Annotated in this window: 7 protein-coding genes; 6 read left to right on the top strand and 1 reads right to left on the bottom strand. The window is 48.6% G+C overall.

What is annotated here, in order from left to right; genetic code table 11:
* Positions 1–4: 4 nt before the first annotated feature.
* Positions 5–619 carry a peptide chain release factor H gene (gene prfH / locus QFZ51_RS27815; protein ID WP_429050680.1) on the top strand — a complete coding sequence of 205 codons (615 nt, stop codon included), beginning with the start codon at positions 5–7 and terminating at the stop codon, positions 617–619.
* Positions 620–653: 34 nt separating this feature from the next.
* Here prfH and QFZ51_RS27810 read toward each other — a convergent pair whose 3' ends face one another.
* Entirely contained in the window at positions 654–3197 is a 2544-nt protein-coding gene (locus QFZ51_RS27810) for a hypothetical protein (RefSeq protein WP_429050679.1), read from the bottom strand.
* Positions 3198–3494: 297 nt separating this feature from the next.
* On the opposite strand from QFZ51_RS27810, the gene QFZ51_RS27805 reads away from it, so the two are divergent.
* The 5 genes from QFZ51_RS27805 (at position 3495) to QFZ51_RS27785 (ending at position 12559) form a co-directional block, all read left to right on the top strand.
* Positions 3495–6698: a SusC/RagA family TonB-linked outer membrane protein gene (locus QFZ51_RS27805; RefSeq protein ID WP_429050678.1), complete on the top strand. Its 3204-nt coding sequence runs from the start codon at positions 3495–3497 to the stop codon at positions 6696–6698.
* 19 nt (positions 6699–6717) lie between these two features.
* Positions 6718–8523 carry a RagB/SusD family nutrient uptake outer membrane protein gene (locus QFZ51_RS27800; protein WP_429050677.1) on the top strand — a complete coding sequence of 602 codons (1806 nt, stop codon included), beginning with the start codon at positions 6718–6720 and terminating at the stop codon, positions 8521–8523.
* 27 nt (positions 8524–8550) lie between these two features.
* Positions 8551–9477 carry an endonuclease/exonuclease/phosphatase family protein gene (locus tag QFZ51_RS27795; RefSeq protein ID WP_429050676.1) on the top strand — a complete coding sequence of 309 codons (927 nt, stop codon included), beginning with the start codon at positions 8551–8553 and terminating at the stop codon, positions 9475–9477.
* Positions 9478–9538: 61 nt separating this feature from the next.
* Positions 9539–11713 (top strand): GH92 family glycosyl hydrolase, encoded by a 2175-nt coding sequence (locus QFZ51_RS27790; RefSeq protein WP_429050675.1) that lies wholly within the window; start codon positions 9539–9541, stop codon positions 11711–11713.
* A 285-nt stretch (positions 11714–11998) separates the two neighbouring features.
* Positions 11999–12559, top strand: a complete 561-nt coding sequence (locus QFZ51_RS27785; RefSeq protein WP_429050674.1) for an RNA polymerase sigma factor — start codon at positions 11999–12001, stop codon at positions 12557–12559.
* Positions 12560–12590 lie beyond the last annotated feature (31 nt).

Raw genomic sequence — 12590 nt, 5'->3', positions numbered from 1 at the left:
CAACATGGAACAACTGATTATACAGATCACCTCGGGCCGCGGCCCTGCAGAATGTTGCAGGGTAGTGGCAAAGGTGCAGGAAATAATGATAAAGGAAGGCCGCGCAGCAGGCATCAGCATACAGGTATTGGAAAATATCAAAGGAGATATTAACGGTACCCTGCTTTCTGCTACGCTGCTGCTCAAGGGGAAAAATATAACGGCTTTTTGCGGATCGTGGGAAGGTACGGTGCAGTGGATTGCACAAAGTCCCTACCGTAAATTTCACAAACGTAAAAACTGGTTCGTGGGCGTATCTGTATTCGATATCAAAAAACAGGTGCAGTGGAATCCGAAAGACGTAACGCTGGAAACCTGCCGGGCCGCGGGTCCGGGCGGTCAGCATGTGAATAAAGTGGAAACCGCCGTTCGTGGTATTCACCGCCCCAGCAGATTACAGGTGCTGGCAATGGACAGCCGCTCACAACTGCAGAATAAACAGCTATGCCTGGAACGGCTGGAAGCAAAGTTCCTCGCCTGGCAAACGGACGAGCTGGTAAAACAGCAGCAGGACCGCTGGCAGGAGCATAATGAACTGGAAAGAGGGGATGCGGTGAAAGTGATCCGCCAACGGTTGTAAGAAGAAGGTGTATCGGATGGTACACCTTCTTAATTTAATATTGCTCTATCGCCTTCGTATATTCTATCTCAAACGTTTCTCCGTAAATCCTTTCATACTCGGCAATAAATGAAGTGTATATTTTCTTCGCAGACGCATGCTGCCGCAGTGTTACCAATGCCTTGCATTTTAGCATCACCGCTTCTTCACACAGCGAATCAAAGGTGAGAATACAATCACAGATACTGATCACCTCTTCTGGCTCCGCTGCATGTTCCTCCAGGTGGTGGATCAGCAGCGGAATTGCCTGCGCGGAAATATCCGCTTTGAATTTGTCCAGCCACGGGTATTCTGTTTCCTGCAAAAAAGCGCCTCTTTTTACAATGTCTGCAACCCGGTGAATATTGCTTCCATCGATTGTAATAACGGACAATAAGTGCAGGTACTCGGCCAGATCAACCTTTATCTGCGGATCGTCAAAATGAAAGATCCATTTATCGTTTTCTTTCGCGAGTGTATAGATGCCGGTTTTATCAAGGATACTTTTCAGCTTTACAATATTTACAGAGCGGTTATTTTTGGCATCTTTCACAGAGCGCCCCGGCCATAGTATTTCATTGATTTTTTCGGAAGATATACCCGTTTTACCCGGTAAGGAATGCAGGAATAATAACAGGAACAGTTCTTTTAGCAGCGGGCTGAATAACCGGGTGATATCGTTGCCTTCTTTGTCGAGTACCGTGAAATGCCCGAATAAATAAACAGCCGTTGCTGGTTGCGCAGGAAGGATAGTTGTTGCCGGTACCGGCGGCGCTGGCGCTTCCTGCCGTGGCTCAGTGGGCATTACCGGCTCATCATCTTCCTTTACTGTTTTATTAATTTTTACAGCAGAAATTCCAGCCGCCAGCAAAAACAGGGAAAACCCAATGGCTATTGCCAGCAGCAGCCTCATAACGTATTCGGGTATACGCTCATTGGCGGGGGCTTTTACAGCAAGGCCGTAAGGCGAAAAACTAAGCGTATATATTTTTGCCTTTGTAATGTTATTTTTTGGGGAGAAGAAGGTAACGGCTACCAGCTTATCATTTTGTGGGCAATAGAACAGGTAGGCAGCTGATTTGGTATCGTAGAAATTGTACGGCAAACTGGCCGCCATTTTAACATATGTAGGGTTTTTCAGCGAACCCCGGATCAGCTGCAGGGAAGAATTCATGCGGTCGTTGGGAAATGTCAGTGCAAAATATTCCTGGTGCGCGCTGTTGATGATCATGTTACCGGCCAAAGCAAAAGGTTCTTCCGGTTCCTTCAGCTTATAAATAGTTTTGAAGGTCCTGCGCTTTACATCAAACAGCATGAGGTCGTACAGTGCATGTGGATTCAGCAGCTGGTCACCGGTAATACTGCCGTAGCCACCCAGTATATAAACAGAATCCCCCGCGTTGTTGGCGCCGGCGGCGGCTAAGTAGCGTGGCGTGAAAAAGTCGCCGGTTACATGTACGGTATCCCAGTTCTGATGACCGGGATCATACCGGTGTACCTCATTTTTATAGCGGAAGTCGCCATATCCGCCCAGTGAATAAATGGCGCTGTCGTATAAGGAGAAGAAAATATTGGAATGCCAGTAGTTGGTTACTGCATCCGCATCAATAGACTGACTCCAGCTGGCGGTACCCGAATCAAACCGGGCCACCTGTTGCCTGTCGGGAAATAAATTGTACAGTTGATGCCGCGCAATGTCGTATGCCGACCGGATCCCGGCGGGAGTGCCTTGCGGCTGCCCGAGCGTACTGGCAGCCAATGTGTGCGAACTGCAACTGTATTGATATATGGAATCCCTCCCCGTGATATACACATTTTCAGTAGCGGGGTTCATCGCTACACTGGCATTGCTGTTAATAGAAAAGGAATCGGCCAGCTGCCATCCGGTGAATTGTGGCCGCAGCCAAATGGGGTTTTTAATGGTGGCAGTTTGCCCGGTGAACCCATCTTTTGTAACCGTACCGCTTACCTGGTCTAGCGGCCAGTGGTGCAGCAACTCCTGCCCGGCGGAAATTTTCACATCCTTGAGCCGCATGGGCGCTACATCAAAGGTTTTGAATGTTTTGCGGTAATTGGCGCCGAAGCAAATATTCAGCTGGTGTCCGGAAATAACCGGGTGACGGATACTCTTTACTGCTTTCCCGTTTACAGTAACGAGCAGCGTATGCGCACGGGTGTTAATGTCCAGCCGGATGTTATTCCATTGATGGTACAGGGAATCCCGGTCTATCTTAAAAGAAATCCCGGAAAATTCATTACCGGTAACCACATTAAACGCATACGTATGTACATTATATATCAGGTCAATATTTTGTTTCTTTTCATCGGTTATCCGGAAAATATACCCGAAATAAGAAGAAGAAAAAGGAAGGAAAGACAGGTCAAACGAAAGGGCATATTTATCTTTCACAACCAAAGGTTGCCCGGGGAAAAGATCAAGGGAAGTGCGCGATTCCTGCGGGATATTCTTGCACGCAAACTCCAGTCCGTAAGCTTCCTGGGCTTTGCTGATGATAGTAATAGTCAGTAACGTTAATAACAAAAGAGTAGATCTGTACATTGGCGGCCTTACAATTATTGCTGTAAGAATTTTTCAATTATCCTATGGTAAAAGCGGGTCACCGGCTTTCAATAACGTGGCAAATTACTCGCTAAATAAGTATTATCTCCGATCTGAAAGTTAACTTTAGTTTAAGAAACTTTTCTAGTGTTAATTTAGGCGATTATACACGCATTTCATAATTTATTTTGGGTTAATTCACGCCGTTAATCACCAGTTAACCCGCCCGTTAACCCGCACTTCCTTATTTGCAGCAGACATTTTATTATTCCTGATCTACAAAATCAAAGAATCACCATGAAGAGATGGTTATGCATTCTACTGCTGCTAGGCTACGCATTCAGAAGCACTGCGCAATCGCACCCGGTAAAGGGCAGGGTGGTCGACGACGCCGGCCAGCCGTTGCTGGGGGTGTCTATTAAACTGTCGGGCACGGGCACCGGCACCAACACCGATACCAAGGGTAATTTCAGTATCAATGCTACTGCCGGCGACCGCCTGATATTCAGTTTTGTCGGATACAAACCGGATACCCTCGCCGTAGGTAATCAAACTAATATCCAGGTAGTATTAAAAGATAATATATCCAACCTCAACGACGTGGTAGTGGTAGGATATGGTACGCAGAAGAAAGCAAATCTTACCGGGGCCGTTGCACAGGTATCCGGTAAAGTACTGGAAAACCGCCCGCTTCCAAACCTCAGTCAGGGGTTACAGGGCATGATCCCCAACCTCAACCTGGTACCCGGCGATGGAAAACCGATCCAGTCGCCCGCCTATAATATCCGCGGTACAACATCTATCGGACAGGGAGGAAGTGCCCTTATCCTTATCGATGGGGTAGAAGGGGATCCGGCTATGCTCAACCCCGCCGACGTGGCCAGCGTCACTGTATTAAAAGATGCATCTTCTGCCGCCATCTATGGCGCAAGAGCCGCATTCGGCGTAGTACTCATCACCACAAAAACACCGGTGAAAGACAGGCTGAGTGTAAGCTACTCCTCTAATTACTCTATTAAAAAGCCTACTACCGTTCCCGATATGGTGACTAACGGTTACGAATATGCCAAAAACTTCAATGAAGCCTGGAGCGCCTGGAATGATTATTCCCAGTCGCCGCAAAACATTAATAAAACACAACCCTTCTCTAAAGCATACCTGGATGCCCTGAAAGCGCATGAGGATGATCCCTCCCTGCCAAAAACAATCGTGAATGCCGCAGGTAACTATGAGTATTATGGCAATACCGACTGGTACGGCCTGCTATATAAAAACCATACCACCGCTACAGACCAGAACCTCACCGTTTCCGGCAGCAGCGGTAAAGCCAGCTACTACCTCACGGGTCGTTATTATGGCCAGGATGGGTTGTTCCGCTTTAACACCGACGATTATAAAATGTATAACCTGCGCGCAAAAGGAAACATCCAGCTGTTCCCCTTTTTACAGGTGTATAACAATACAGAATTTTCCAACAGGGATTATCATAACCCGCTCAACGTAGGCGAAGGGGGTGGTATCTGGCGCAATATGGCCGATGAAGCGCATCCTTCTTCCATGCTGCTCAACCCGGATGGTACCCTCACCGCCTCTGCCGCTTACACGGTAGGGGATATGTATTATGGTAAAAACGGACTCGACTGGAACAAACAGGTATTCAGGAACACCACCGGCTTTGTAGCAAATATTTATAAAGATAAATTCAGGCTGAAAGGCGACTTTACCTTCCAGAATACCGCCGATAACCAGAAACGTTTACGCGTACCCGTACCTTACAGCGCAGCGCCAGGTGTAATTGCTTATGTGGGCAACGCCTACAACGATCTTATGATGAGCAATTACAATACCCTCTACCTCGCCTCTAATCTGTATGGTGAATATGAAAACCGTTTTGGGGGAGATGTGCATTACTTTAAAGCCCTCGTTGGGTTCAACTATGAGCAGTCGACCTACAAAGGATTCGCTACCACCCGCAACGGCCTGGTGTACAGCGATGCCAAAGATCTCAGTCTCGCGCTCGGCACCAATGTAAACACCACCGGCGGCTACGACCGCTGGGCCATCATGGGTGAATTCTTCCGGTTGAACTATGCATATAAAGACCGCTACCTCGTGGAAGTGAACGGCCGCTACGACGGTTCGTCGAAATTTCCTTCCGATCAGCGCTATGCTTTCTTCCCCTCCGTATCCGCAGGCTGGCGGGTAGCACAGGAACCTTTCTGGAAAGTATCGCCAAAAATTATTTCCGATCTGAAAATAAGAGGATCCTATGGTTCCCTGGGTAATGGTAATGTGGCATCCTACGCCTACCAGGAAAAACTGGCCATCACACAATCATCCCGCGTGATCAACGGCGTAAAGCAGCAACAAACATCACAACCTGTGGTGCTGCCGGATGGCCTTACCTGGGAAACCTCCACTACCCGCGATCTCGGACTGGACCTCTCTGCTATCAATGACCATCTCACCATTAGCGGGGACGCCTATACGAGAATCACCAAAAATATGTTCACCGTAGGACAAACACTTCCCGCTGTATTTGGTACAGATGTACCCAAAGGAAACTATGCCGACCTGAAAACAGTAGGATGGGAAGTTACTGTGGGGTGGAAAGACCAGTTTAATGTAGCAGCAAAGTCACTGCACTACGCAGTAAGCGTTTCTATGGCCGATTATAAAGCCACCATCACCAAATACAACAACACCAATAATAAACTCACGGATTATTATGTAGGGCAGCGCTTCGGTGAAATATGGGGTTATACCAACGATGGCTACTGGACAAAAGATAACGTATCCCAGGCCGCCAAAACACAGGCGCTCTTTAAAGCCTCCAACAGCGGACAATGGCTGCCAGGCGATATCCGGTTTAAAAACCTGGACGGCGATCCTAATATTAATAATGGTGCAAATACACTTAGCCAGCATGGAGATCTTACCATCATCGGTGACACCCTGCCGCGGTATACCTATGGAATCAACCTGAGCGCCGACTGGAATAACTTCTTTATCGGCGCCTTCTTCCAGGGTGTATTACAACAGGATTGGTGGCCGGGATCAGAGTCAGATGTATTCTGGGGACAGTATAACAGGCCCTATAACTTTATGCCTAAATCACAGCAGGGAAAGATCTGGTCGGAAGACAACCCGGATGCATACTTCCCACGCTATCGCGGGTATGTGGCGCAAAACGGCGCGGGTGAATTAAACCCGCCGCAATCAAAATACCTGCAAAATGTGGCATACATACGGCTCAAAAACCTGCAGCTGGGTTATAACCTCCCACACTCGCTGGTATCGCGTGCCAGGATGACGTCCGCACGCGTTTATCTCTCCGCGGAAAACCTCTGGTCGTGGTCGCCGCTGTATAAAGTTACCCGCGACCTTGATGTGGAAAGTATCCGCCGTTCCGATGCTGTAACGGATCAGAACAGTTCCGGTAATGGTAATAACTATCCCATTCTGAAAAGCTATACGATCGGGATCAACATCACACTCTGATAAATAAAAAGGAAAAGCTATGCAACAATATATAACTGCATTACTCCGGAAAAGGGCGGCATTGATACTGGCAGCAGGGATGTTTATGACCGGTTGTGCAAAGAACCTGGATCAATCACCGGTATCCACCGCCACTAAAGACGCCGTGTTTGGAAGTGCCGATGGTCTGAAACTCTATGCTAACTCTTTCTACGACGTACTGCCCGGTATCAATGATATCTATAAAGCAGACGGAATGGCCGATTACAGCGCCGTGAATTCCGTTCCCGATTTTTTAAGACAGGGCGGATATACTTCCAGGACTGCCACGGGATGGGACTGGAAAAATTTGCGCAACATCAATTATTTTATCGCCAACTGTACTGATCAGCGCGTACCGGAAGCAATAAGAAATAACTACCTCGGACTGGCCCGTTTTTTCAGGGCATACTTTTACTTCGATAAAGTAAAACGTTTCGGCAATGTACCCTGGATTGGTAAACCCTTTGAAGTAGATGATCCCGCGTTATATGCAGGCCGTGATCCGCGTACAAAGATCATGGACTCCGTGATCGCCGACCTGGACTACGCCGCTGCCAATATTACGCTCACCAATGATCCTACCTGCAGCCAGATCACTAAAAATGTGGTGTACGGATTTAAATCGCGCGTATGCCTGTTTGAAGGCACCTTCCGCAAATACCAGACGCAGCTGGGCCTGGCGGGTGGGGCCGACAGTCTCCTGACCGCCGCTGCCGCCGCCGCTAAAACGGTGATCGATAGTAAGGCGTTTAGTTTGAACCAGATCGGTGGCGCCACGGCGTCATACCGGCAATTATTTACCAGCACGGCGCCGGTTACCGCCGAAGTGATGCTGGCCAATATTGCTAATGCCAGTCTCGGCGCCTTTAACGACGCCAACTGGTGGTATACCAGCGCAACCTATGGCTCCCGGCTTAGCTTCACCCGCAAATTTGTGAACACTTATCTCAATGTGGATGGTACGCCTTTTACCAGCACACCGGGATATGATACGCTGCCGTTTAATAAAGAAACACTGGGCCGCGATAACCGCCTCCAGCAAACCATCCGCACGCCGGGATACAAGCGCACCAGCAACGGAACTGTGGTGTCTGCACCGCCGGTATTTTCGTATACCTATACAGGTTATATGCCTATTAAATGGTGCCTGGACGACACTTATTACGATAATGGTACCAACAACATCAACGCTATTACCCTCATGCGCTATGCGGAAATCCTGCTGAACTATGCGGAGGCCCGCGCAGAACTGAAGCTGCTCAGCGACGATGACTGGAAAATAACCGTAGGCGCACTGCGTGCCCGTGCCGGTATTACCGGTGGTATTGCCAGTAAACCGGTGGTCATTGATAGCTATTTAAAAAGCAATTATTTTAACGATATTACCGATCCTTCCCTGCTGGAAATCAGGCGGGAAAGAGGCATAGAGCTGGTACTGGAAGGCTTCCGTTTTTATGACCTGGTAAGATGGAGACAGGCGCCGTTGCTCACTGGTTCCTGGAACGGTATGTACGTGCCGGCGCTGAATGTGCCGATGGATCTCGACAGCGATGGCGTATTGGATGTTTGCTTCTATCAAACGATGCCGGCCAATCCTGTAAAGGGAGTTACCTATATCAACGTATCTCCTCAGCTGGGTAGCGGAGTAAATCCGCAGCAGTTGTCGCATGGCACTTACGGCGAACTGCATTGGCTGGATAACGTGCCAAAAGAATGGCTGGAACGCAAGTACCTGTATCCCATTCCTTACAACGACCTTCAGCTCAATCCAAACCTGCTGCAGAATCCAGGCTGGGAAGAGTAGTATTGATAACCGTATAAATAACAACAGATGAAGAAAAGCGTAATGCTGGTAATGGCCTGTGTAGTCATTTTCTCCTATGGAGTAAAAGCGCAAAAGTTTAATGTAGCCACCTACAATATGCGCAATGATAACAACAAAGATGATTCCATTGCAGGCAATGGCTGGAAACAGCGGTTCCCGGTGATCGCCTCGCTGATTGCGTTCCACGACTTTGACATTTTTGGTACCCAGGAATGTTTATACCACCAGCTGGAAGATGTGAAAAACAGCCTGCCCGGTTACGATTATATCGGCATAGGCCGCGACGATGGCAAAACAAAAGGAGAATACTCAGCTATCTTCTATAAAACATCGAAATTCAAACTGCTGAAAAAAGGTGATTTCTGGATGTCCACCATTACCGACCGGCCCAATAAAGGATGGGATGCTGTGCTGCCCAGGATTTGCTCCTGGGGCGAGTTTAAAGAAATTAAAACAGGATTTACCTTTTATTTCTTTAACCTCCACATGGATCATGTGGGTGTGGTTGCCCGCTCAGAAAGTGCAAAACTGATCCTTGCAAAAATAAAAGAGATGACTGGTAACAAACCGGTGATCCTTACCGGCGATTTCAACGTAGACCAAACCAGTGATTCGTATGCAGTACTGCACACCTCCGGTGTTTTGGAAGACGCATATGAAACCACCGCCATCCGCTACGCGCTGAACGGTACCTTCAACAGCTTTAAAACCGACAGCAAAACGGACAGCCGTATCGATCATATTTTTCTGACCAAACAGTTTAAAGTGAGCCGTTATGGTATCCTTACCGATACCTATCGCAGCAAACGCCCGGAGGGCGCCACTCCTGAGGCAAACGCCAACTTCCCCAAAGAAGTGCGTATGTCAAAATATATTGCCAGGGAGCCGTCAGATCACTTCCCCGTAATGGCTACGGTGGAATACCGTAAATAATCACCTCTTTTTTATCAACACGGGCCTGCTGATGCGGGCCCGTGTTATGAACAGGCATTCTATGCAGTCACCTTTCTGTTACCTGCCGGTAATCGCCTTACTGTTTCTATATGGTTGCAGCACCAACCCGCAAATTAGTACAGAACAGTATATCGACCCTACTATCGGCAATATTTCCACGTTATTGCAGCCGACCAGGCCTGTGATGCAGCTGCCCAATCAAATGATCCGCGTATACCCGTTGAGGAAAGATCACACCGATGATCAGGTCAGCGGGTTTCCGTTGCAGGTGGCCGCACACAACAGCGGGACTTTGTTTGTTGTGCAACCTGCCACCGGTAAACTTACACCCGCCGCCTGGCAACAAAAACAAACCTACGATCGGGAAATTATTCACCCCTGGTATTATCACGCCGATTTGCTGGAAAGCAATACCACCGTGGAGTTTACGCCAGGAAGTAAAACAGGGATCTATCGTTTTACCTATCCTGCCGGCATGCGGAAATATTTATTGCTCGACAGCGCCGGGTATCACACCAACGGAACCTCCCTTACTGCACAAACATTTTATCATGATGATGTACCGGTATACTTGTATGGAGAATTTAATACGCCCGTTAACGTTATAACGCTCACGGATACACTGCAATACCTTTCATTCCCCGATACCACCACTAACATCATTACCCTGAAGTACGCCATTTCTTATGTTAGCATGGCGAGTGCGGAAAATAGTTTTAAACGGGAGATAGGTAACAGGAATTTCACCGCAGTACAAAATAATGCTCAGCAGCGATGGAAGGAAATAACCGATCAGATCAGGGTAGAAGGGGGCACCACAGCGCAGCGCCGCTCTTTTTATACAGCCCTTTACCGCTGCTACGAGCGGATGGTGGATATCGCAGAAGATACGCTTTACTACAGCGGGTATAATAAAAAAGTAAATCATACTACCCGCCCGTTTTATGTAGATGACGCCACCTGGGATACCTACCAGGCGCTGCATCCCCTTCGCATGATCCTCCACCCGCAGCAGGAAGCCGACATGCTGCAGTCCTATACGGAAATGTACCGGCAAAGTGGCTGGATGCCGACCTTTCCCCGGTTGTATGGCGATCATCCCTGTATGAACGGGTTTCACAGCACCATTGTTTTCCTCGATGCCCTGCGCAAAGGCATTCCGTTAACAGACCCGGATACAGCATACGCCGGGATGAAGAAGAACGCATTGATGGCTACCATGCTGCCCTGGCGCAATGGACCCAATGGTCCGCTCGATTCTTTTTATTACACCCACGGATATTATCCTGCTTTATCACCCGGCGACACTGAAACCGTCAGCACCGTACATCCTTTTGAAAAACGGCAGGCGGTAGCCGTTACGTTAGGGCATAGTTACGATGACTGGGCCTTGTCGCAATTCGCAGCGGCATTAAAGCAGGATGCCGATGCCCGGCTGTTTGCTGCGCGCGGCGAAAATTACCGCCACCTCTGGAACCCAGGCAATGGCTTTTTTATGCCAAAAGATGCTGCCGGCAACTGGATCAATATAGATCCCGCTTTCGACGGCGGGCCTGGTGGCCGCGACTATTACGATGAAAACAACGGCTGGACCTATCTCTGGCAGGTGCAACATAACCTCCCTGCGCTCATCAGTTTAATGGGCGGCGAAAAACGTTTTGAAGCCAGGTTGGATGAACTGTTCCGCAAAGATCCCGGCATGCCCCGTTATGAACTATGGCACAAGTTCCCAGATGCCACTGGCCTCGTGGGACAATTTTCTATGGGCAACGAACCCGGCTTTCACATTCCCTGGCTGTATAATTATGCCGGCGCCCCCTGGAAAACGCAGAAGCGCGTCCGCTTTTTACTGGACCTCTGGTTTAAAGACAATGTATTCGGCATCCCCGGCGACGAAGATGGCGGCGGCATGAGCGCCTTTGTAGTGTTTGCCTCTATGGGCTTTTACCCCGTTACGCCCGGTATCCCCATCTATACCATCGGCAGCCCCATATTCAGCAGGATCACCATTACCCTTCCGGAAAACCGCCGCTTCACCATTATTGCCAACCACTGTTCGGATACCAATAAATATATCCAAAGCGCCCGCCTGAACGGAGAAGTACTTACCTCTCCCTTTTTCACCCACCAGCAACTCACGCAAGGCGGTACACTGGAGCTGGAAATGGGCCCCTCGCCCGATCGCCGCTGGGGAGCGAGCGTACACGCCCTCTAGCGAGGATCGCCTTCGGCGATCACGTGGAGGTTGTCTTTCTCAGGATTACGCTGATTATACTGATTAGTTTGATTTTTACTTTTGTGATTTTATAAAGGATTAAGGGAGATATAAGCGGATATATTCGCTTTTATCTCCCTTAATGTTATTAATCTAAAAATCTAAAAAAAATCCAAAAGTAAAAATCAAACTAATCAGTATAATCAGCGTAATCCTGAGAAAGACAAAATCCGCCGCATTTTACTTATTTTTATAGCGCACCCGGATATCAACCAATTACCACACGTGGAGGAACAAAGTGACATAGCGCTATTACAAAGACTACGGCAATCCGATGAATCGGCGTATACCGAAATATTTCATCGTTATTGGGAGAAACTGTATGCTATTGCATACAACCGCCTGCGTACCCGCGCTGCAGCGGAAGATGTAGTGCAGGAAGTACTGGCCAGCCTGTGGGTACGAAAAGGGGAGCTGGATATCCGCCATCTTTCCGGGTACCTGGCTACAGCTACCCGGTATGCCGTGTTCCGGCAGATCAGCCGTTTATTGCCGGATCATCCGCTGGATACGGCTGATATGGCGCAGCAACTGGTGCAAAACCCCGATATGGACCACCTGGATTATTGCCGCCTCCAGGAGCGGCTGGGACAGGAAATCGCCCACCTCCCCGAAAAATGCCGCCTCGTATTTTTATACAGCCGCCGCGATCAGTACAGCAATAAAGAAATCGCCGCCGCGCTGCAACTGTCGGAAAAAACGGTGGAAGCCCATCTGACAAAGGCCCTGAAACACCTGCGCGTTCGCCTGAAAGACGTGTATCCCTATCTTTCTTTCTTCTTCTGAAAAAAAATCTAAAAACAACTAAGGGTAACAG

Origin of the sequence: Chitinophaga sp. W3I9 (assembly GCF_050434025.1) — a bacterium.
Taxonomy (GTDB): Bacteria; Bacteroidota; Bacteroidia; order Chitinophagales; family Chitinophagaceae; genus Chitinophaga.
Note: the sequence above shows the minus strand (reverse complement) of the source record. Positions and strands in the feature narration are given on the sequence as shown.